At 66.2% G+C, this 22,629-nt stretch carries 18 protein-coding genes and 1 tRNA gene; 8 read left to right on the top strand and 11 right to left on the bottom strand.

Annotation, left to right across the window (positions count from 1 at the left end; all coding sequences use genetic code 11):
* Positions 1-2 precede the first annotated feature (2 nt).
* From NX773_RS21845 to NX773_RS21810, 8 genes are all read right to left on the bottom strand, one after another.
* A complete protein-coding gene (locus NX773_RS21845) occupies positions 3-2,444 on the bottom strand; it encodes a TonB-dependent receptor plug domain-containing protein (RefSeq protein WP_258858355.1) in 2,442 nt (813 codons plus the stop codon).
* Positions 2,445-2,563: 119 nt separating this feature from the next.
* Positions 2,564-3,346, bottom strand: coding sequence for a spermine/spermidine synthase domain-containing protein (locus NX773_RS21840; protein WP_258858354.1), 783 nt, complete (start codon positions 3,344-3,346; stop codon positions 2,564-2,566).
* 57 nt (positions 3,347-3,403) lie between these two features.
* Positions 3,404-4,774, bottom strand: a complete 1,371-nt coding sequence (locus NX773_RS21835; protein ID WP_258858353.1) for a sensor histidine kinase — start codon at positions 4,772-4,774, stop codon at positions 3,404-3,406.
* On the bottom strand, positions 4,771-6,105 hold the full coding sequence (locus NX773_RS21830) for a sigma-54-dependent transcriptional regulator (RefSeq protein WP_258858352.1): 1,335 nt from the start codon (positions 6,103-6,105) through the stop codon (positions 4,771-4,773). The genes NX773_RS21835 and NX773_RS21830 overlap by 4 nt, the downstream gene beginning before the upstream one ends.
* A 30-nt stretch (positions 6,106-6,135) precedes the next feature.
* Positions 6,136-7,368 (bottom strand): ABC transporter permease, encoded by a 1,233-nt coding sequence (locus NX773_RS21825; RefSeq protein WP_258858351.1) that lies wholly within the window; start codon positions 7,366-7,368, stop codon positions 6,136-6,138.
* Positions 7,369-7,378: 10 nt separating this feature from the next.
* Entirely contained in the window at positions 7,379-8,695 is a 1,317-nt protein-coding gene (locus tag NX773_RS21820) for an ABC transporter permease (RefSeq protein ID WP_258858350.1), read from the bottom strand.
* Between the two features lie 10 nt (positions 8,696-8,705).
* Complete coding sequence (locus NX773_RS21815; protein ID WP_258858349.1) at positions 8,706-9,398, bottom strand: ABC transporter ATP-binding protein; 693 nt, start codon at positions 9,396-9,398, stop codon at positions 8,706-8,708.
* 25 nt (positions 9,399-9,423) lie between these two features.
* Entirely contained in the window at positions 9,424-10,692 is a 1,269-nt protein-coding gene (locus NX773_RS21810; protein WP_258858348.1) for an efflux RND transporter periplasmic adaptor subunit, read from the bottom strand.
* A gap of 215 nt (positions 10,693-10,907) precedes the next feature.
* Between NX773_RS21810 and NX773_RS21805 the strand changes: the two genes are divergently transcribed.
* The gene (locus NX773_RS21805; RefSeq protein ID WP_258858347.1) at positions 10,908-12,512 is read left to right on the top strand and encodes a MutS-related protein; all 1,605 of its coding nucleotides are present in this window, start codon (positions 10,908-10,910) and stop codon (positions 12,510-12,512) included.
* 50 nt (positions 12,513-12,562) lie between these two features.
* Here the strand turns inward: NX773_RS21805 and NX773_RS21800 are convergent, their stop codons facing one another.
* On the bottom strand, positions 12,563-14,416 hold the full coding sequence (locus NX773_RS21800; RefSeq protein ID WP_258858346.1) for a phosphoethanolamine transferase: 1,854 nt from the start codon (positions 14,414-14,416) through the stop codon (positions 12,563-12,565).
* Positions 14,417-14,767: 351 nt separating this feature from the next.
* On the opposite strand from NX773_RS21800, the gene rpsL reads away from it, so the two are divergent.
* The 7 genes from rpsL (at position 14,768) to NX773_RS21765 (ending at position 21,543) form a co-directional block, all read left to right on the top strand.
* Positions 14,768-15,151 carry a 30S ribosomal protein S12 gene (rpsL, locus tag NX773_RS21795; protein ID WP_091877422.1) on the top strand — a complete coding sequence of 128 codons (384 nt, stop codon included), beginning with the start codon at positions 14,768-14,770 and terminating at the stop codon, positions 15,149-15,151.
* A gap of 124 nt (positions 15,152-15,275) precedes the next feature.
* Positions 15,276-15,746, top strand: a complete 471-nt coding sequence (gene rpsG / locus NX773_RS21790; RefSeq protein ID WP_258823142.1) for a 30S ribosomal protein S7 — start codon at positions 15,276-15,278, stop codon at positions 15,744-15,746.
* A gap of 115 nt (positions 15,747-15,861) precedes the next feature.
* A complete protein-coding gene (gene fusA, locus NX773_RS21785; RefSeq protein ID WP_258858345.1) occupies positions 15,862-17,967 on the top strand; it encodes an elongation factor G in 2,106 nt (701 codons plus the stop codon).
* An 81-nt stretch (positions 17,968-18,048) separates the two neighbouring features.
* A complete protein-coding gene (gene tuf, locus NX773_RS21780; RefSeq protein ID WP_258823144.1) occupies positions 18,049-19,239 on the top strand; it encodes an elongation factor Tu in 1,191 nt (396 codons plus the stop codon).
* Between the two features lie 188 nt (positions 19,240-19,427).
* Positions 19,428-20,837: a choice-of-anchor X domain-containing protein gene (locus NX773_RS21775; protein ID WP_258858344.1), complete on the top strand. Its 1,410-nt coding sequence runs from the start codon at positions 19,428-19,430 to the stop codon at positions 20,835-20,837.
* A 155-nt stretch (positions 20,838-20,992) separates the two neighbouring features.
* Positions 20,993-21,310, top strand: a complete 318-nt coding sequence (gene rpsJ, locus NX773_RS21770) for a 30S ribosomal protein S10 (protein ID WP_005663509.1) — start codon at positions 20,993-20,995, stop codon at positions 21,308-21,310.
* Positions 21,311-21,466: 156 nt separating this feature from the next.
* Positions 21,467-21,543, top strand: a tRNA-Val gene (locus NX773_RS21765).
* 25 nt (positions 21,544-21,568) lie between these two features.
* Here NX773_RS21765 and NX773_RS21760 read toward each other — a convergent pair.
* Positions 21,569-22,093: a GFA family protein gene (locus NX773_RS21760; RefSeq protein ID WP_258858343.1), complete on the bottom strand. Its 525-nt coding sequence runs from the start codon at positions 22,091-22,093 to the stop codon at positions 21,569-21,571.
* 4 nt (positions 22,094-22,097) lie between these two features.
* On the bottom strand, positions 22,098-22,421 hold the full coding sequence (locus NX773_RS21755) for a hypothetical protein (RefSeq protein WP_258858342.1): 324 nt from the start codon (positions 22,419-22,421) through the stop codon (positions 22,098-22,100).
* Positions 22,422-22,629 lie beyond the last annotated feature (208 nt).

Genomic DNA, 22,629 nt, shown 5'->3' with positions numbered 1-22,629 from the left:
GGTCAGAAGCTGTAGTCGGCGCGCACGTACATGCTGCGCCCGTTGATGCCGAACGGGCAGCTCTCCCAGCAGTAGGTAAAGCCCAGCTGGGGGAAGGGCGCCGCCTTCACCGGGTCCCAGCGCGTGGGATAGGTGTCGAACACGTTGTTGGCCCCGGCCGAGAAACTGAGCTGCCTGCTGAACGCGTAACGTGCCGACAGGTCGGCCAGCCACTTGCCTTCCCAGGTCTGGATGTACGGCGCCGTGAAGCCCTGGCCCTGCACGGGTCCGTAGTAGTTGGCGCGCGCGTTCAGCTCCCACGGCCCGGTGCTGAAGTCGGCCGCCACGACGTGGTGCTGGCGCGGCTGGCCGCGTTCGATCAGGGTCACCTGCGCATCGTCGAACAGCTGCGCGCCGGAGAGCACGGGCGAGGACGAATGGCGCCCGCTCACCTCGGTGCGGTTCAGCCCGAGCTGGCCGGACAGGACCAGCTTGCCCGCGCTGCCGCGCAGCGTTTTCTCGAGCACGATGTCCAGCCCACGTGTGGCGGTGTCGATGGCGTTGGTGAAGAACTGCGCCTGGCCCACGCGCAGCGGCGCCAGGATCGCCTTGACCGGGCACGCAGCCGGCGTCAGGCAGGCGCCGGTCTCCGGTTCGATATTGCTGGAGAAGACGATGCGGTCGTAGATCAGCGTGCGATACACGTCGGCGGTGAGCGTCAGGTCGCGCGCCGGCCGCAGCACCAGCCCGGCGCTGTAGCTCTTCGATTGTTCCTGCTTGAGCGGCGCAATGCCGAACGCCCTGGTGACGGCGCTGCCTTCGCGGGCGGTGAGGGTGTCGGTGAGCACGCCCGCGGCGTTCAGGTTGGTCGATACCGAACTGTAGAACTTCTGCTGCACGCCCGGCGCGCGAAATCCCGTGGACGCGCTGCCGCGCAGGCCCAACTGCTGCAGCGGATCCCAGCGCAGCGTCATCTTGCCGGTCGTGGTGTCGCCAAAATCGGAATAGCGCTCGCGCCGCAACGCCGAGCCGATGGTCACGCTCTTGCCGAACTTCTGTTCCAGGTCGAGGTACAGCGCAACGTTGTGGCGCGACTCGTTCACTTCGGTGGACGGCGTGTAGCCCGGGAAGCCCTGGATGCCCGCCGCCGCGATGTGCCCGGTCTGGTCGAGGATCTTGATCGCGGTGTTGTTGGTGCGGCCGTACTGGTACGACACCGGCTCGCCGGCGACGATCTGGTAGCCTTCGCGCCGGTACTCGGCGCCGATCGCGACGAACGTCTCGAAGCCGAGCAGCATCATCGGCCCCTTGACGTCCAGGTTGACCGTGGTCTGCTTGAAGCGCAGCTTGCCGGTATCGGCCTCACGCGGCGATTCGCCGTAGATGCTGCAGCTGCATTGGGGCTCGTACCAATAGCTCACGTTGATCGAGTTCCGCTCGTGGAAGGCGAGCTCGTTGCGGCCGTGGTTCACGCTCGCGTCGAAGTCCCACTGGCCGCCCAGGGCGTGCCGGTAACCCAGCGCGAGTGAGGCGTCGCGCACGGTGGTCAGGATGTTCGGCAAAAAGCCTTCCGGGTACACGGCCGGCACGTTGCGGCCGTCGCCCTTGGGGCGGAAGAAGCCGCCCGCGTCGCCAGTGCGGCGCGAGAGGCCGCCGAACGCGTAGAACTCGCCCTCGGTGCTGGTCGGCAGCACGGAGTTCAACCACAGGTAGGCGTCCTTTGCCAGGCTGTCGCCAATGCGCTGGGTCACGCGCGGCGGCTGCACGCGCAGGCTGTCTGCGCCGGCGCGGTTGGTCTCGCCGCGCTTGCGCGCTTCCACGGCCAGGTCGATGTAGCCGTCGCCCAGCGCAAAGCCGCGCCAGGCGCTGGCGCCGACCTGCTTGCCGTCGCCTTCGGACGTGGCGCCGCCGGTGGCGCTCAGCTGGCCCTTGCCGGCGCCCTTCTTCAGCACGATGTTGATCACGCCCGCGATCGCGTCCGACCCGTACTGGGCGGCCGCGCCATCGCGCAGCACTTCGATGTGGTCGATGGCCGACAGCGGGATCGCGTTGATGTCGGTGCCCGCCGAGCCGCGCCCGATGGTCTGCTGCACGTTGACCAGCGCCTGCTGGTGGCGCCGCTTGCCGTTCACGAGCACCAGCAGCTGGTCCGGGCCGAGCCCGCGCAGCGTGGCCGGGCGGATGATGTCGGTGCCGTCGCTGATGAAGGTGGTGCTGAAATTGAAGGACGGGTCAAGGTCCTGCAGCACCTTGCCCAGTTCGAGCATGCCGGTCGATTGCATGTCCTTCAGGCTCACCAGCCCCACCGGCACCGCCGTTTCAAGCGCGGTCTTGGCCGGCGCGCGCGAGCCCAGCACCACCACGGTTGGCGTCGCATCGCCCCCGGATTGGCCCCGGGCCGGGCCGAAGGCAGCAAACAGCGCGGCAGAGATCAGCAAACGATGACAAGTCTTGGTCCGCATCATGGTCCCCCTTTAAGTGTTGTCATTGCCCGGCAATCTTGCTCGCCGTCACTGATCACTTATTGATGAAGGACAAATCTTGCGGAATTACAAGCCCTCACTGTGCTGCCGAGGCAACACTGCTAGTCCGCGTGGTCGCGCATCCACTCCTTCAGGCCGTTGACCCACTGCTTGGCCGGCAGGTTGTAGCGGCGCTTGATCTCGCCGGCGCGCTCGTACAGCGCCGAGAAATCGACCTGCGGCGCGTCCTTGAACGCGACCACCACGATGTTCGCGTCATGCACCTCGGGTAGCCACACGACGGCGTCGAACACCTGTTCCATCACCTGCAGGTTCTTGTCGTAGTTGCTGAAGTCGTCGCCGAACACGTTGGTGGTCATGATGCCGCCCGGCGCCAGGCAGTCCAGGCAGGCCTGGTAGAACTCGGGGGTGTCGAGCACCGGGCCGCGCGCCTCTTCGTCGTACAGGTCCACCTGCAGCACGTCGATCTTGCCGTGGTTGGCAGGGTCGAGCACGAAGTCGAGCCCGTTCATTTCGCGCACCGACAGGCGCGCGTCGTCCGGCGGCAGGCCGAACAGCGCGCGGCAGATCGCGATCACGTTCGGGTTCAGCTCGATGGCGGTGACGCGCGCATCGGGAAAGCGCAGGTAGCTGAACTTGGTGAGCGCAGCGCTGCCAAGGCCCAGCTGCACGATGTGGCGCGGCGACGGCTGGAACAGCATCCAGGTCATCATCATCTGCACGTATTCGAGCTCGATCGCATCCGGGCGCGACAGGCGCATCGCACCCTGCACCCACGAAGTACCGAGGTGAAGCGAGCGCACGCCCTCGAACTCGGTGATGGTGGCGGGGGGATGGCCGGGCTGGGAGAAGCGCGGGTCGGTGCGGGGATCAATGGAAGACATGATGCGGTGATTCGGCGGTAAGGGGCCGATGTTACCAGATCGCGCGCGCCGGGCGGGTCAGGCGGGCACCGCGACCAGCGGCAGGACCAGGGTCACCGCCAGTCCGCCGCCTTCGCGGTTGGCGAGCGTGATGCGGCCACCGTGCGCTTCGGCGATCTCGCGCGCAAGCGCAAGGCCCAGTCCCGTACCGCTGCGCTTGGTGGAATAGAACGGCACCAGCGCGTTGGTCAGCACGGCGTCGCTCATGCCGCTGCCGCGATCCAGCACGTCGATGCGTACCACGTCATGCGCGCGCCGCACTTGCAGTTCCACCTGCTCGGGACGCGAGCCCGATTCGTGCGCGTTCTTGAGCAGGTTGAGCAGCGCCTGCTCCAGCTGGGCCGGATCGAATTGCGCCGGATCGGCCGGCAGCGCGCCGACCAGCGAGAACCGCACCTGCGAGGCCAGCCGGGCCACAAACTCGCTCCACTCGCAGGTTTCCAGCCGGGGCGTGGGCAGCTTGGCAAAGCGCGCGTAGCCGAGGATGAAGCTCTCCAGGTGGCGCGTGCGCTCGCCGATCGTTTCGAGGATCTGCGGCAGGCGCTCGGGCTGGCCGCGCCGCACCAGCTCGGCCCCCGAATGCGCGAGCGACGCCAGCGGCGCCAGCGAGTTGTTCAGCTCATGGCTGATCACGCGTATCACCTTCTTCCAGGTCTGCACTTCCTGGCGCCGCAGTTCGGACGTCAGGTGGCGCAGCAGGAGCAGCTCGTGCTTGCGGCCGTTGAGGGTGAAGCTGCTGCGCGCAAGGTGATAGACCTCGTCCTCGCCGCCCTCGCTGCCTTCCACGCTGAACAGGCCGTCGCCGCCACGCGCGAGCGCATCGGACAAAGCCGGCGCCGCGCTCTGCAGCAGCTCGCCCAACTGCATGCCTTCGAGCTTGCGGCCCTTGGCCAGCAGCTGGCGCGCGGCCACGTTCGCGTACACGACCGGGCCCGAACGGCTGGCGTTGCCGGCCACCAGCAGCATCGCCACCGGCGTGTTCTGCACCATCGTTTCCAGCAACAGCTCGCGCTGCACCAGGTCCAGCCGCTGGTCGCGCAGCACGCTCCCCAGGTCGTTGTGCGCGGCCACCAGGTCCGCCAGCTCGTCGTTGTGCGGCCAGTGCAGGCTGAACGAAAAGTCGCCGTCGCGGTAGCTTGCCACCGTGCCTTCGAGCGCGCGGAACAGCGACAGGATCGGGCGGATTTCGGAGCGGATCGTGATGACCGCAATCGGCACCACGCACGCCAGGCAGATCGCCAGCACCAGCCACGGCTGGCCCGGCAACAGCATGGTGAGGCCGAGCGCGGCGCCGATGCCCAGCGTGAGCAGGGTTCCCACCAGCGCCGACCAGCGCGTCACCAGCGAAAAGCGACGCCCGCGCGGCGGCCGGATGCCCTTGCGGCTCATGTGGCGCGGGCGATGCCCAGGCGTTCCATGCGCCGGTACAGAGACTGGCGCGACAGGCCCAGCTCGGCGGCGGCTTGCGCCACCACGCCGCCCGCGCGCGCCAGCGCCTGCGCAATCGCGTCACGGTCAGGTTCGTTGTCGGCGCTTGCCGCCGGCACCGGCGGCAAGCCCAGGTCTTCGGCCTTGATCACGTCGCCGCGCGCGAGCAGGCTGGCGCGCGCCATCACGTTCTTCAGTTCGCGCACGTTGCCCGGCCAGGCGTGGGCCTGCAGGGCCGCCTCGGCGCCCGGGTGCAGGGTCTTGCCGCTGGCAAGGAAGCTGTGCGCCAGCGGCACGATGTCGGCCGGGCGCGATGCCAGCGGCGGGATGCGCAGCTCGATCACGTTCAGGCGGTAATACAGGTCTTCGCGAAAGGTGCCGGCCCGGATCATCGCCTGCAGGTCGGCGTTGGTGGCGCTGATCACGCGCACCTTGACCTGGCGTTCGCGGTTCGATCCCAGCCGCTCGAAGCGCCCGGTCTCGAGCACACGCAAGAGCTTCATCTGCCCGGCCGGCGGCAGGTTGCCGATCTCGTCCAGGAACAGGGTGCCGCCGTCGGCCGCCTCGAACTTGCCCTCGCGCGCCTTGGACGCGCCGGTGTAGGCGCCGGCCTCGGCGCCGAACAGCTCGGCCTCGATCAGTTCGGCGGGCAGGGCGCCGCAGTTGAGCACCACGAAGGGGCCGCCGGCGACCGGCGAGTTGGCCTGGATGATCTCGGCGATGCGTTCCTTGCCGGTGCCGTTCGGTCCGGTGACCAGCACCGGCACGTCCGAGCGCGCGACCTGGCAGGCCAGGTGCAGTACGCGCTCGGTGGCCGGGTCGGCCCAGACCATGCCGCGCAGGTCGAAGCCTTGCTCCAGCTCGCGCCGCGCGCGCCGTTCCTGCTGCAGGCGCTGGCGCAGCGCGCGGTTGGCCTGCGACAGCTCGACCAGGTTGGTGACGGTGGCCAGCAGCCGGTCGTCGTTCCACGGTTTGGACAGGTAGTCGGCCGCGCCGGACTTGACCAGCTCCACCGCCGCGTCCAGGTGGGTCCACGCGGTCAGCAGGATCACCGGCAGGTCGGGGTGGCGCCGGCGGATCTCGCGAAACAGCGCAGTGCCTTCTTCGCCCGAGGTGGTGTCGGCCGAAAAGTTCATGTCCTGGATGACCAGGTCGACCGGCTCGCGGTCGAGCAACGCCAGCCCTTCCTCGGGCGAGGCCGCGCGCAGGGCCGCGATGTCGTGCAGGGAGAACAGCACTTCCAGCGCGATCGCGACCGCCGCGTTGTCGTCGATGATCAGTACGGTGGGCATGGCCGCTAGCATACCATCGTAAAGACGAGCTTACGCGGTGCGCGTGGCCATCGCCGGCGAGATCGACGCGGCGCGCCAGGCCGGCCCGTACACGGCCGCGATCCCGAGCGCCCAGAACAGGCCCCAGCCGGCCAGCAGGTAGCCGAGCGGCAGGCGCGCCATCTCCAGCTTGGTGACCATCAGGTTGTTCAGGCCGATCGCCAGCAGCACCCCGGCCACCACCCCGGCGCTGGTGATCATCAGGTTCTCGGTGATGAAGTAGCGCAGGATGTCCACTCGGCGCGCGCCCAGCGCGCGGCGCACCCCGATCTGCTTGCGGCGCTGCGTGACCCACAGGCTGGCCATGCCGACGATGCCGCTGACGGTGACCAGCAGCAGCAGGGCGCACACCGTGATCAGCATCCACGACAGGGTGCGGTCGCCGCGGTAGCAGTCGCGGCGCTCTGCCGACAGCTGCTTGCTGTCGATGATCTTGGGGACCGCCGAGCCGCGCCGCAGCGCTTCCTCGGCCTCGCGCATCACGCGGTCGGCCTGGCCGGGTTCGACGCGCATGCTGTACATCGCCGAGTTGGAGCCGACGAAGCGCAGTGGCCGGATCTCGGAGTACTCGACCGTGTCGTCGGTCTGCGCCCATGGCGTCTGCAGCCGCTCGACCACGCCCACCACGCGCATCTCGAACGCGCTCTCGCCGGTGCCGTTGTAAATCATCTTGCCGACCGCGTGCCCGTCGGGGAACAGCTTTTTCGCCATCGCCGAGGTGATGATGACGATGTGCGGGCCCTCGGTGTCCTTGTTCGGGTCGAAGTTCATGTATTCATCGGGGGTGAAGTCGCGGCCTTCGACCAGCTTCAGGCCCCAGGTCTTGATCAGCCCCCCGGACGTGTCGTAGGCGGCAGCGGAGCCGGTTGCCTGCAGCTGGCTGCGGCTGCCGCCGAAGGTATTGCTGTTGCCGCTGCGCGTGAGCGGCACCTGGTTCACTTCGGCCACGCTGATCACGCCGCGCACGGCGCGCAGCGTGGCCAGCTCGCGCTCGCGGTTGGCGATGATCTCTTCGGGCCCGCGCTTGTCGAGGTTACGCACGCGCATCGTGACCACCGACTGCTCGTCTTCGACGCCGCTCGGGCGCACGCTGATCTGCTGGCGCAGGTTCACCACATGCAGGGCATTGGCCAGGATCGCCATCGACAGCGCGACCTGGATCGCCACCAGGACGGGACCGGTCTTGTTGCGCATGAGCGCAGAGAGGATGGGACGGATTTCCATGTCGGCTTCCTTATTGGGATTTGAGTTGCAGCGCCGGGGTCACCTGGCAGGCGCGCCAGGTCGGCAAGAGGCCCGCCACGACCGCCGCGGCGATCGACAGCACGAAGGTCAATGCCAGCATCTCCAGGTCCATGTGCGCCAGGTTCTTCATCGACGGCGTGGACAGCCCCATCAGCGCAAGCGCGCCGTACGACAGCAACAGGCCGAGCGTGCCGCCGACCAGGCCGACCACCGCGGTCTCGACCAGGAACTGGCTGAAGATCTCGCGCCGCGATGCGCCCAGCGCGCGGCGGATGCCCACTTCCGGCGCGCGCACCGAGAACTTGGCCAGCAGCAGGCCGATCGTGTTCACCAGGCACAGCGCCAGGAAGCCGAAGGCCAGCCACACCGACAGCTTCTCGTCGCTGCCCACCACCTTGCGCTCTTCCAGCCATTCCATCACGTTGTACAGCTTGGCCGGCTGGTTGCGCTCCATGCGGCCCAGGCGGTGCTGTTCCTTCACGTAGCTGTCCAGGTAGGACTGCACGTCGACGCGGTCGCCGGGCGACGCCGTCTCGAACCAGAACTGGAGCCAGGTGCAGTCGCCTTCCAGGCGGCCGGCAAAGCCGGGTTTTGCGTTGCGCACGTTGCAGCTCATGCTGCCGGCGTGGCCCATTTCGTGGCGGATCGCGGTGGAAAACGGCAGGAAGAACGCTTCCTCGTCGCCGTACTCGCCGTTGCCGGAGATGATGTGGTAGTAGCGCGGCAGCGGCTTCCAATGGTCGGCCACGCCCACCACCTGGTACGAATAACCGCTCATGCGCACCTGCTTGCCGACCGGGTTGGTCTTGCCGAACAGGCGCTCGGCCAGGTCGGTGGACAGCACGACTACGTCGGCGCCAGCCTTATCCTCGGCTTCGGTCCAGGCCTGGCCGTACTTGAACGGCACCTCGAACATGGCGAAGAAGTCGTGGGTGGGCGCCAGTCCCTGCTGCTGGAACGCGGGCAGGTCGGTGCGCGCCGGTTCCACCGCAAGGTTGATCCCGTACATAGCGGTGCGGCGCACGCCCACCGGAGCAGACAGCAGGTTCTTCACGTCCGGGTAGGTGGCCTGCACGTCGTCCGGCGGCGAGCCCGGGGTGTAGCCTTCCTTCGGGCCGACGTCGAGCACCGGCACCAGCAGCCGGTCGCTCTTGTGCGGGATCGGGTTCCCCGACATCATGTGCAGGATCGTGAGGGTGGACATCGACGCCGCCACGCCCACCGCGAGCGTGAGCACCATCAGCGCGGTCAGCGCCGGGTTGCGGCGCAGGCTCTTCACGCCAAGCTTGAAGTAGTAGCCGAACATGGTCAGCTCCTTACGCGACCAGGGTCGGGGTGGGGCGCACCAGGTCCGACACGCGGCCGTCGATGATGTGCACGTTGCGCTGGGTGCGCACCGCCAGCTCGGGGTCGTGCGTGACCATCAGGATGGTGGTGCCTTGCGCGTTGATCTCTTCCAGCAGTTCCATCACGCCGCGCGCCATTTGGGTGTCCAGGTTGCCGGTCGGCTCGTCGGCCAGCAGCAGCTTGGGCGAGCCGGCCAGCGCGCGCGCGATCGCCACGCGCTGCTGCTGGCCGCCGGACAGCTCGGCCGGGTAGTGCTTCATGCGCGAGGCCAGGCCCACCTTGGACAGCGCATCCTCGATGCGCTCGCGGCGCTCGGCGGCGTTGAAGCCCCGGTAGCGCAGCGGCACGTCCACGTTGTCGAACAGGTTCAGGTCCGGAATCAGGTTAAAGCCCTGGAAGATGAAGCCGAGCTTTTCGTTGCGCAGCTTCGAGCGGGCGTTGTCGTCCATGCCCTTCACGTTCACGCCGTCGAGGATGTACTCGCCGTCGTTGAAGGTCTCGAGCAGGCCGGCGATGTTCAGGAAGCTGGTCTTGCCCGAGCCGGACGGGCCGGTCACGGTGACGAACTCGCCCTGCTTGACGTCGATCTCGAAGCCACGCAGCGCATGGGTCTCGATCATGTGGGTACGGTATACCTTGGACAGGTTTTTCATGCGCAGCATGGTGGACTCCTTGTGTCGTTTTCGGTTAGTTGTTGATGGCCACACGTTGGGCGTTCTTGAAGGTGTCGGTGCCGGAGATGACGATCTTGTCGCCCGGCCTGGCGCCGGACAGGATCTCGACCGACGAGATCGAGGTCGCGCCGATCTGCACCGGCGTCCTCACCGCGATGCCGTCCTTGACGAGATAGGCGAAGCGCCCGCCTTCGCTTTCCACGAACGGGCCGCGCGCCACCATCACCACGTTCGGTTTTTCCTCGATCAGGAGGCGCGCGCTCACGCGCTGGCTCTGGCGCAGGCCCTCGGGCTGCTTGCCCTCGAAGCGCACGCGCGCCAGCACGATGTTCTTGACCACCTCGGGCGAGAGCGCCGACAGCTTGCCCTTCACGGTGGCGTTCCCGATGGTGATCTCGGCGTTCATGCCAATGCCAAGGTCGGCGGCGAAGGTCTCGGGCACCTCGACCTCCACTTCCAGCCGCGACAGGTCCACCAGCGTCATGAGCGGCGCGTTGGCCGGCACCACGGCGCGGTCCTGTACGTTGAGCGTGCCGATGAAGCCGTCCACCGGCGCGCGCACGGTCAGCTCGTCCACGCGGCGCTGGGCCTCGGCCAGCGACAGCTTCTGCGTCTGCAGCTGGCTGGTCTTGGTCTTGAGCGCGAGCGCCACGTCGTCCTTTTCCAGCGCGGCGGCGGAGGCGGCGTGGCGGGCGCGGATCTCGGCCGAGTTGAGCGCGTCCTTGGCCTTCTGGTAGTCGATCTTGGCGATCACGCCCTCGTTGGCCACCGACTGGTAGCGCTCGAGCGTGCGCTGCGCCGACAGGCGCTCGATCTCGGCGGTGTCCGCTTCCTTTTGTGCCAGCAGCTTCTGCTTGCGCGACAGGATCTCCTGGCGCGCCACCTCGGCCTGCAGCTGCTCGTAGGCGGTCTGTTCGCGCTTGAGGGCGTCGGCCAGGTCGGGCGAGGTGAGCACGGCCAGTACCTGGCCCTTCTTGACCGTGTCGCCTGCCTGTACCTTGAGCGACACCGTGGCGGAGGCGGTCGAGAACAGGGTGGGGCTGACCGCGGCCACGACCCGGCCATTGACGGCGGCGTCGCGCACCAGCGTGCCGCGCCCCACTTCGGCGATGCGAATGCGTGCGGCGTTCACCGTTTCGTCGCTGCTGCGGTAGGCCGACAGCAGCATGGCGCCGACAGCGGCGAGGGCGATCGCGCCGCCGATGACGAAAGCGCGTTTCTTGAATTTGCTCGCCGGATGCGAGGCGATCACGGCGTCCTGGGCTGAAGTATCGCGAATCATGGCTTTGCCTTTTGTATTGACCGCGATTGCTGTTGCACGAAGTGTGCCATGTGCTAAGTGATTGATTTGAAAGGAATGGTGGTGTGTCCGCGGCGTCCGGACAGCGTGCGGACGGACACTCGCGCGGACAGTGCCGCCACGCTTGAATATTCACGAGCAGGCTTTATATGATGGCAACGCATGCCGGGGCATGCGCCCTACCACCGAAAGGCGAGATGAGCCAAACCCTGACCGGCCTTGCCGGCCTTGCCCGCCACCTGTTCGCGTACGCGCGTGCCGTGGCCACGATTCCCGAGCCGGAACCGATCGACTATCCCTTCGCTCCCAGCGACGTCGCGCAGCTGCACCGCGTCATGCGGGCAGGCGGCGCGCCATCGCTGGACGACCAGACCTGGAACGACCTGCTGCTCGAGCGCTACCTGGGCGAGCTGTCGGGCGAGGCGAGCATCTTCGGCCGCCAGGAACTGTACCGGCGGCTGCGAGCAGGCGCGACGGACGACGCCCGGCAAGCGCAGCGCGAGCGCGTCGAGGCACTGATGCGCGACCCGGCCGCGCTGCAGGACATCCACCGCCGCATGCGTTCGCAGCGCGCCGCCGAAACCGAGGTGGCCGAACTGCTGTTCGAGGGCGAGCGGCCGGCGATCCCGCGCTGGGCCGGGCGCACCTGGCCGCTGCCGCTGGGCCTGGTGGCCAGCCTGGCGGCGCTGGCGCTGTCGCCGCTCGCGTGGCTGGGCGTCGCCGCCGTCATGTACGTCCTGATCACGGCGCAGGTGCGTTACTACGAGCGCGTGCAGGCATGGGAACGCAGCACCCACGCGTTGCGGCTGCTGCTGCGATCCTGCACCCTTCTGGCTGACGTCCCGGGCCTTGCCGCGCGCGGCTTTCCGGGCACGCGTGAACAGACGGGGCGGATCAGCCGTGCCCTGTCGCGCTCGGCGCTGGCCAGGGTGATCCCCGGGGCGCAGGGGTATCGCGACTGGTTCATGCTCGCCAACGTGAACCATTATTTCAAGACCGTGGCACTGGTGTTCGACAACCGCGCCTTCCTGCGCGACTGCCTGCTGCGCTGCGCCACGCTCGAGGCCGATGTGGCGCTCGCGCGGCACTTGCTTGTGCGCGAAGACTGGTGCTGGGCGCGGGCCGGTGGCAGCCGCGAGATCGCACTCGATGGCGCGCTGCACCCGCTGCTGCCGGCGCCCGTGCCGCTGTCGCTGGCGCTGGGCGGCAACGGCGCCTTCATCTCGGGGCAGAACGGGGTGGGCAAGAGCACCTTCCTGCGCACGCTCGGCGTGAACCTCGTGGCGGCCAATGCCTTCGGCTTTTGCTATGCCAGGCGGGCGCGCGTGCCGATGCTGCCGGTGTACGCCAGCATGCAGGGCGAGGATTCGCTCCTGGGCGGCGAAAGCCTGTACATGGCCGAGCTGCGGCGCGCGCGCGAACTGCTGTCCGTACCGCACGGGGCGATCTACCTGGTTGACGAGATCTTCCGCGGCACCAATCACGTCGAGTCGGTGTCGGCTGCCGCCGCGGTGCTCGACACGCTGGCCGCGCGCGCGCTGGTCGTGGTCGCGTCGCACCACCTCGAGCTGGCCTCGCTGCTGGCGCACCGGCTCGAGCCATACTGCATCAAGCGCGGGGACACGGCGCTGGCGCTGGAAGGCGGCGTGCTGGCCGAGACCAACGGCATTGCGCTGCTCGCGGCGCAGGGCTTCGACCCGGTTGTGCAGCACAAGGCCGCGCGGGTCGCGCGCTGGCTGGGGCACTACCTGGCCGAGCCGGAGGCGGGCAAGGCGGTGCTTGGCATGGTGGGCACCGTTTGAAGGCGTGGGCAGGAGACCTGCCCACGCTACGCAGACCAGGCGTGAGCGCGCTAGCGGCGCGCCGGCTTCGTCCTTGCAACCACTTCGTGGCAGTCGCCCTTGATCACCGCGTTGTCGTAGTCGGTCCAGCCGTAGCTGTCCACGTAGCGCTTGTGCAGCCTGAAGCGGCTGTTCACGAAGCTCCACTCCAGCCGGTCGTTGGGATAGCGGATGTCGCCCAGGTCCAGCAGCGTGTGGAACATGTTCTCGGTGGCCAGGTGGGCGCTGCGATGGCGCAGCAGCTGCCCGATCTTGTCCGGGAAGCGCTCGCGGTAGCTGTCCGAGTACCAGACGAAGGCCGGCACATGGAATTCGTACTGGTGGTTATGGCCGTGGAACGCCACCTTGCAGCTGCCGTCGTACAGGGTCTGGCCGTGGTCGGCCACGTACACCATCGACGCCGCCGCGCCGCTGGCCTTGATGGTGCCGATCACGTGCGACAGGAACCAGTCGGTGTACAGGATCGAGCTGTCGTAGCTGTTGTTCAGCTGCTGCTTGATCTTCAGGTCGGTGTACACCGGCTTGTCCACGCCCCACAAGGATGGCAGCCACTTGTCGAAGCTGGCCGGGTAGCGGTGGCTGTAGTTCCAGTGGCTGCCCAGCGTATGCAGCACCACCAGCTTCCTCGGCGCCGGGTCGGCAAGCGCGTTCTTCAACGGATCGAGCATCACTTGGTCCAGGCTCGACTTGTCGTTGTAGCTGCCCAGGTTGAGGAACTCGATCACGTTCGCTTCCTTGGCGAACACCGACACCGGCGTATCGAATTTGCCGAACGAGATCTGGTTCGACAGCCAGAAGGTTTTGTAGCCGGCCTCCTTGAACGCGGTCAGCATCGATTTTTCGGCGAAGCCATCCTTCAGGCTTTCGGTGGCGGGCTTTCTTGAAATGATGACCGGGACCGACAGGCGCGTGGCCGACACCGAGGTGATCACGTCCGGCAGCATGACCAGGTTGGGCTCTTGCGCCAGCAGCGGGTTGGTGTCGCGCGCGTAGCCGTTCAGGCGCCAGCGGTCGTAGCGCGACGATTCGCCGATCACCAGCACCACCAGTTGCGGCTGGGTGTCGGCTTGCGCCGGGTGGGCGCCAAAGCGGAAGTTGGCGCTGGCCCGGTTCAGGTCGGCCAGGTAAACCCGCTCGCGGTAGAAGTCCAGCCCCCGCGCGACCAGCCCGAACGGCCAGGACTGGGCGAACGCTTCGCGGTCGAACGGCATCCTGGCCCAGTGCGGCAGGGCGGGCAGCGGCGCCGAGGCGCCCGGCGCTGGCGCGGCGGCCGGCTGGGCGCTGGCGGCCGCCGGACCATTCGGCTTGAACGCGGCCGTGCGCGCCGACGCCTGCACCGATGCCGCCGGCGCCGCCACCGGCGGCGGGGCCACCCCGAATGCCGCGCCGTAGCCCAGCACCGCCGCGCCGAGCGCGAGCACCGCCGCCACCACCGGGCGCGACCCGTCGTGCCAGTCGAGGTCGCGCGTGACCCAGGCGGCGCGCCAGCTGCTCGCCCACCACGCCAGCACGCCCACCAGCACGGCCAGCATCAGCCAGACCTTCTGCCCCAGGAATTCCATCGCCTCGACCGGGCTGGTCTCGAACATGATGCCCAGGTGGTGGGTCGAGATGCCCTTGCCGTAGAATTTGAACAGGTACACCTCGACCGGCAGCGCAAGGAAGGCCGGCAGCAGCAGCCAGTGGAAGCGCGCCGGGCGTCCGAACACGGCCCAGGCCGCGACCCAGCAGATGAATTCGATGCCGAGCACCTGCCCGGGACGCTCGACCACGCCGCCGAACAGTTTCGGCGCGAACGGCACCGCCGACAGCGCCAGGTAGGTGAGCGCGACATACAGGTTGGCGGGGCGTAGCAGGAATCGCATCGGGCAGGGGCGGGACGGCAAAAAGTCAGCTATTATCCAACCATTGCCGTGAGAAAATCCATGGCGCCGGCGCGCCCTGCCGGCTGTCTCTCGTGCGCCACACCGCGGCCCGGTCAACCCGGCCGGAATGGCCGTCCGGGCCGGTCCGGGCAGCAAATCGGTTGACCGGTTCCTGCTTCGCGTCTATACTCGCGAGTTCTCGAATTTATTCTGCACATCGTATTGCCTTCGCAGCCGCTCCTTCGGAGAGTGGCTTTCGTCGCCTGTGTGCGTCCAAAGTCGGGACTAGGTTTCAGTCCCCGGATTCGCGTCCGGGTCATCAACGCAGTAATTTTGTTGGATTTATTTACGATGCCAACCATCAATCAACTGATTCGCAAGCCGCGCGTTGCCGCGGTTGTGAAGAGCAAGTCGCCGGCACTGGAGAACTGCCCGCAGAAGCGCGGCGTGTGCACCCGTGTCTACACGACGACCCCGAAGAAGCCGAACTCGGCACTGCGTAAGGTCGCCAAAGTTCGCCTGACCAACGGTTTCGAAGTCATTTCGTACATCGGCGGTGAAGGCCACAACCTGCAGGAACACTCGGTCGTGCTGCTGCGCGGCGGTCGTGTGAAGGACTTGCCGGGTGTGCGTTACCACATGGTGCGCGGCGCGCTGGATACCCAGGGCGTGAAAGACCGTAAGCAGGCCCGTTCGAAGTACGGTGCCAAGCGCGCTAAAGCTGCCAAGAAGTAATCCCAAGCCGCTTTGGCTTTAATCTATTGAGTTGAGCCGGCCGGAAGGCCGAGTAAGTGAAGGGTCATGATGGCCTTTCGCGAGTGCGGAAAAAGCACTCAACTGAAGACAGGAAGGAATTGAAATGCCACGTCGTCGTGAAGTCCCCAAGCGCGAGATTCTGCCGGATCCGAAATTCGGCAACACCGATGTCGCCAAGTTCGTCAACGTTCTGATGCTGTCCGGCAAGAAGTCGGTCGCTGAGAACATCATCTATGGCGCGTTCGAGCATATCCAGCAAAAATCGGGCAAGGACCCGCTGGAAGTGTTCACGGCCGCGATCAACAACTGCAAGCCGATGGTCGAGGTGAAATCCCGCCGCGTCGGCGGCGCCAACTACCAGGTGCCAGTGGAAGTTCGTCCGGTCCGTCGCATGGCGCTGTCTATGCGTTGGTTGCGCGAAGCCGCAAACAAGCGCAGCGAAAAATCCATGCCGCAGCGCCTCGGTGGCGAGCTGATGGAAGCCGCGGAAGGCCGTGGCGGCGCAATGAAGCGCCGTGACGAGGTGCACCGCATGGCTGAAGCGAACAAGGCGTTCTCGCACTTCCGCTTCTAAGGCACGCGGCCGCCCCCGCGGGGGCGGTCCCAGTAGTATTCGTTGTTCAAGCCGGGCACATTTTGGCAATCAAAATGCTGCTCGGTTTTGTCCATTCAAAGATTTAGGAAAATTTATGGCACGCACTACCCCCATCGAGCGCTACCGTAACATCGGTATCTCCGCTCACATCGACGCCGGTAAGACGACCACCACCGAGCGTATCCTGTACTACACCGGCGTGAACCACAAGATTGGTGAAGTGCACGACGGCGCCGCTACCATGGACTGGATGGAGCAGGAGCAAGAGCGCGGCATCACCATTACCTCGGCAGCGACGACCTGCTTCTGGAAGGGCATGGCCAACAACTTCCAGCCGCACCGCTTCAACATCATCGACACCCCGGGCCACGTCGACTTCACCATCGAGGTGGAGCGTTCGATGCGCGTGCTGGACGGCGCCTGCATGGTCTACTGCGCCGTGGGTGGCGTGCAGCCGCAGTCGGAAACCGTGTGGCGCCAGGCTAACAAGTACAAGGTGCCGCGTCTGGCATTCGTCAACAAGATGGACCGTACCGGCGCCAACTTCTTCAAGGTGTACGAGCAGATGCGCGCGCGCCTGAAGGCCAACCCGATTCCGCTGCAGATCCCGATCGGCGCCGAAGACAACTTCCAGGGCGTGGTTGACCTCGTCAAGATGAAGGCGATCTACTGGGACGACGCGTCGCAGGGCATGAAATTCGACTACCGCGACGTGCCGGCCGAGCTGCTCGAGCAGGCCAAGGAATGGCGCGAAAAGCTGGTCGAGACCGCTGCCGAGGCGACCGAAGACCTGATGAACAAGTATCTCGAAGAGGGCGACCTGTCCGAAGAAGAGATCAAGAAGGCGCTGCGCGCCCGTACCATCAACGGCGAAATCGTGCCGATGATGTGCGGCACCGCGTTCAAGAACAAGGGCGTGCAGGCCATGCTCGACGCCGTGATCGAGTACCTGCCGTCGCCGGTCGACATCCCGCCGGTCAAGGGCACCACCGAAGAGGACGAGCCGACCGAGCGTAAAGCTTCGGACGACGAGAAGTTCTCGGCGCTGGCATTCAAGATCATGACCGACCCGTTCGTCGGCCAGCTGATCTTCTTCCGCGTGTATTCGGGCGTGATCAACTCGGGCGACACCGTGTACAACCCGATCAAGGGCAAGAAAGAGCGCGTCGGCCGTATCCTGCAGATGCACGCCAACCAGCGCGAAGAGATCAAGGAAGTGCGCGCAGGCGACATCGCCGCAGCCGTCGGCCTGAAGGAAGCGACCACCGGTGAAACCCTGTGCGACCCGGCCGCTCCGATCATCCTGGAAAAGATGGTGTTCCCGGAGCCGGTGATCCAGCAGGCAGTCGAGCCGAAGACCAAGGCCGACCAGGAAAAAATGGGCCTGGCGCTGAACCGCCTGGCACAGGAAGACCCGTCGTTCCGCGTGCGCACCGACGAAGAGTCGGGCCAGACCATCATCGGTGGTATGGGCGAGCTGCACCTGGAGATCATCGTTGACCGCATGAAGCGCGAATTCGGCGTGGAAGCGACCGTCGGCAAGCCGCAGGTGGCTTACCGCGAGACCATCCGCAAGGCCGTCACCGACGTCGAAGGCAAGTTCGTCAAGCAGTCGGGCGGCCGCGGCCAGTACGGCCACGCCGTGCTGTCGATCGAACCGCAGGAGCCGGGCAAAGGCTTCGAGTTCGTGGACGCCATCAAGGGCGGCGTGGTGCCGCGCGAGTACATCCCGGCAGTGGAAAAGGGTGTGCGCGAGACCCTGACCACCGGCGTGCTGGCTGGCTACCCGGTGGTGGACGTGAAGGTCACCCTGACCTTCGGTTCGTACCACGACGTGGACTCGAACGAGAACGCGTTCCGCATGGCTGGCTCGATGGCATTCAAGGAAGGCTGCCGTAAAGCCAACCCGGTCATCCTCGAGCCGATGATGGCCGTGGAAGTGGAAACGCCGGAAGACTACGCCGGTACCGTGATGGGCGACCTGTCGTCCCGCCGCGGCATGGTGCAGGGCATGGACGAAATCCCGGGCGGCGGCGGCAAGATCATCAAGGCCGAAGTCCCGCTGTCGGAAATGTTCGGCTACTCGACCTCGCTGCGTTCGGCGACCCAGGGCCGCGCGACCTACACGATGGAGTTCAAGCACTACGCCGAAGCTCCGAAGCACGTGATCGACGCAATCGTCACCGCGAAAGCCAAGTAATGAAATCGGGGGGGCAGGACTGGCGTCCTGCCTCCTTTGAAAAACAACACCAAGTACATCGTCTTTTAAAGGAAGATCAAAATGGCAAAGGAAAAATTCGAGCGGACTAAGCCGCACGTCAACGTCGGCACCATCGGCCACGTCGACCACGGCAAGACCACCCTGACCGCAGCAATCGCCACCGTTCTGTCGAAGAAATTCGGCGGCGAAGCGAAAGCCTACGACCAGATCGACGCCGCTCCGGAAGAGAAGGCACGCGGCATCACCATCAACACCGCGCACGTCGAGTACGAAACCGCGAACCGCCACTACGCCCACGTTGACTGCCCGGGCCACGCTGACTACATCAAGAACATGATCACCGGCGCCGCCCAGATGGACGGCGCGATCCTGGTCTGCTCCGCTGCTGACGGCCCGATGCCGCAGACCCGCGAGCACATCCTGCTGGCTCGCCAGGTGGGTGTTCCGTACATCATCGTGTTCCTGAACAAGTGCGACCTGGTCGACGACGCAGAACTGCTGGAACTGGTCGAAATGGAAGTGCGCGAGCTGCTGTCGAAGTACGAGTTCCCGGGCGACGACCTGCCGATCATCAAGGGTTCGGCACGTATGGCGCTGGAAGGCGACACCGGCGAGCTGGGCGAGCAGGCCATCATGAAGCTGGCCGATGCACTGGACAGCTACATCCCGACCCCGGAACGTGCTGTTGACGGTACCTTCCTGATGCCGGTGGAAGACGTGTTCTCGATCTCGGGCCGCGGTACCGTGGTGACCGGTCGTGTCGAGCGCGGCATCATCAAAGTCGGCGAAGAGATCGAAATCGTCGGTATCGTCGACACCGTGAAGACCACCGTGACCGGCGTCGAAATGTTCCGCAAGCTGCTGGACCAGGGTCAAGCTGGCGACAACGTCGGCCTGCTGCTGCGCGGCACCAAGCGTGAAGAAGTCCAGCGTGGCCAGGTGCTGGCCAAGCCGGGTTCGATCAAGCCGCACACCGAGTTCACCGGCGAAGTGTACGTGCTGTCGAAGGACGAGGGCGGCCGTCACACCCCGTTCTTCAACAACTACCGTCCGCAGTTCTACTTCCGTACCACTGACGTGACCGGTTCGATCGTGCTGCCGGCCGACAAGGAAATGGTCATGCCGGGCGACAACGTGTCGATCACCGTCAAGCTGATCGCCCCGATCGCGATGGAAGAAGGCCTGCGCTTCGCAATCCGCGAAGGTGGCCGTACCGTCGGCGCAGGTGTGGTCGCCAAGATCATCGCCTAAGACGATCTGCACGGGCGGCGCACGCTGCCCGTTCTCTCTACAAATGCCGGGCTTGCCCGGCATTTGTTTTTTGCCCCCCCACCGGTGGGGCAAGTGTTCTCCCCACGGGCAAACGCCGTTGCCCGGCACAACCAAAAGCCCTATCCTTTGCGCCGACCTGTAGTTACAGCCGGACAAAGGAGACTCTCTTGGCTCACCGCTCGCTTACCCGCAACCGCATCGCCCCGCTCGTCCTGGCGGGTGCGCTTGGCACGTTCGCCGCCTGTGGCGGGCGCATCGCGCCGCCCATTTCGGTCGATGCCAGCGCCGACGGCGGCCCAGTGGCGCCAGCCGTAACGCCGCCGACCGTGCTGCGCCAGCGCTGGAGCCCCTACGTCATTCCGGAGACCCAGGCCGAGCCGGTGCTGTTCGAGGCCCAGGTCAGCGGCAAGACCACCGCAGCCACCCTGACCATCGACGGCAAGCCCTATCCGCTGCGCGACGATGGTGCCGGCGGCGACAGGACCGCAGATGATGGCATCTGGACCGTGCAGTTGCCGGCCGCGACCGTGCTGGCACAGAACAAGCCGGAGTGGGTCAACCGGCCGTACGTCGGCGCGCTGCGGGTCGCCGGCGCCGATGCCACCTACAACGTGTTTGCGGAGGTGTGGACGGCCGCGATCGGCAATGCCCAGCTGTATCCGGTCGATCTTGGGCAGGAAACCGACTACGTCGTCAGCTACCTGGCCCGGTCCGACCAGCTGGCCAGCCTGGACCCCGCGTTCTGGGCCAGGCGCTTCTACACGACCCACCCCGACCAGTTCGACTTCCTGAACATCGTCCTGGTGGACGGCGTGCGCGACAACCGCCACCACGGCATGGTCAGGAATGCCGTGTCGGGCATCGGCGCCCAGCGCATGGACGTGGGCGCCACCTTCGGCAGCGCAGCCAGGCTGATGGGCTACAACGTGTTCCCGCTGTCCGCCTTCTTCGACCACGGCGGCGTCGGCTTCCTGCACGAAACGGGACACCAGTGGATCAATTATCTGCCCAACGCGCCGCTGGCGGGCGGCACGCCGCACTGGCCGAAGGGCAGCGTGGCGATCAATGTGATGGGTTTCAGCATCCCGCCCAGCGCGCAGGGCGGCCAGTACCTGTACAGTTTTGCGCCGGACAGCAACGGCGGCTACGTCGTCGGCGAGCCAAACCCGGGGGACCTGACCACCTTCAACATGCTCGAGCTGTACCTGATGGGCCTGGCGAGCGCCGCCGAGGTGCCCGAGTATTTCGCGCTGAAAGACCAGAACCTGGAAATACGCGCCGGGCAGGCGCTGGCCGCCGCCGACATCACGCCGATCCGCGTGGCCGACATCATCGCCGCGGCCGGCCCCCGGGTACCGGATGCGGCAAGCGCCCAGAAGCAATTCCGCAGCGCGACCATCGTCCTGTCGGAGCGGCCGCTGGACGCCTACGCGATGTCGCTGTACGACCATTTCGCCCGCCGCGGCGAAGCGAAGACCGAGCTCGACTGTTCTGCCGGCCTGGTGGCGGGGATGCGCTGCAAGCCGTGGTTCCTGGCCACCCGCGGCCGCTCGACCATGGCGACCCGGATCCGCTGACACCCGGTGGCAAACGCAACAGAAGCCGACAAGAAGGTATACCTCGGGCACGAAACCGTGTTACGATACTGACCCTGCTGCGCATCCGGTCCCCCGGCTGCGTTTTTTTATTGCCGCGAGTCCCTGCTGCGCGGTTCGTTCTTTAAGGAATAGTAATGTCCGCTCCGAATCAAAAAATCCGCATCCGCCTGAAAGCGTTCGACTACAAGCTGATCGACCAGTCCGCCCTGGAAATCGTCGATACCGCCAAGCGCACCGGCGCAGTGGTCAAGGGCCCGGTCCCGCTGCCGACCCGCATCCAGCGTTTCGACGTGCTGCGTTCGCCGCACGTGAACAAGACCTCGCGCGACCAGTTCGAAATCCGTACGCACCAGCGCCTGATGGACATCGTGGACCCGACCGACAAGACCGTTGACGCGCTGATGAAGCTGGACCTGCCGGCTGGCGTGGACGTCGAAATCAAACTGCAGTAATCCGTCGCGGCCCGGCCGCCGACGCAAAAAAGCCGGATGCGCGCGAGCGCTCCGGCTTTTTTTATGGCGGCGGGCGGCCTGGCGCGGCCGCATCTGCAATTTCTTTCGTGTGGCAGTTGCACAACCAGGCAATACCTATTTATAATGCCGGTCCCCGGGCGGTTAGTTCAGCTGGTTAGAATACTTGGTCGACATCCAAGGGGTCGCAGGTTCGAATCCTGCACCGCCCACCAGTTCCCTTCCTCTGAGCATGCGTGCTCAGCTTCCTGGATGTTCCTGGGAGTTCTTCCAGGCCTCGATCCTCGGTAGCAGCGCCGCCCTGCGCGCCAGGCTCTCGGCTGGCCAGTACTGGTCCCGATCGTAATACTCGGCCATGACAGGCGCGCCTTGCGGCAGCACCACCCACGGCTGTTTCGACGCCGTATAGATGTGAATGTCGGGCGGCAGCGCGTCGGGGTTGTCGAGCGTTCCCACGCGCACGAAGCGCAGCAGCGGGCCATTGCTCGAGTAATGGCTCCAGAGCGCGATCAGGCAGTGCGGGCAGCGCGCGATCATCTGACCCTTGCCGCTGGCGGAAGGCGTGTTGACCACCTGCGGCGCGCCGTGCAGCAACTCAACATGGTCGGCCTCGATCATGGCGTTGAGCACGAAGGCCGAGCCGGTCTCGCGCTGGCACCACCGGCAATGGCAGCAATGCACGAACAGCGGGTTGCGATGCATGCGGTAGCGGATATGGCCGCAATCGCAGCCGCCGTCGAGCGGGAAGCCGGTATCGGAGCGCATCGTCTTACTTGGCCAGTGGCAGCCCCAGCTTCTGGCGGCAGGTGTTGCGCATAGTCAGGTCGCGTTTGGTGGCCTCGTCGGCGGTGGGCGGCTTGGCCTTCGGGTCCACCTTCATGACGCTCTCGGCAAACTGCGCGCCGAAGCAGCCGCAGTAGGCGTCCAGCTTGGGGTTGCCCTTCAGGTCGTACTCGCCGTAGGGCTTGGGCATGCTGGCCGCCTGCATGCACATGTCCTTGTAGCCTTCGATTGCCTGTTTCTTGTCCTGGGCCTGAGCGGGCGCGGCCAGGCCGGCCGCGATGGCCAGCAGCGATACGATGATCGGTTTCATTGGTGTGCGTGGGTGGTTGTGGGCAGCGGCCCGGGACTACCAATCTAACATCATGCGCCCACGCGTTGGCGGGGCCGGCGCACGATTCCCCACCGGGTGGGGGGATTGCCCGGCCCGCTGTCGGCTGGCGCGCACGGCCGGCAGGCATTGCGTGCGTTAACCCGACATACCTCCAAATTACTTGTTGCGTCAAGTCCTTCTGCGGGCT

Origin of the sequence: Massilia solisilvae (assembly GCF_024753215.1) — a bacterium.
In the GTDB taxonomy this organism is placed as follows: Bacteria; Pseudomonadota; Gammaproteobacteria; order Burkholderiales; family Burkholderiaceae_D; genus Telluria; species Telluria solisilvae.
This window is presented reverse-complemented; position numbering and strand designations above follow the sequence as displayed.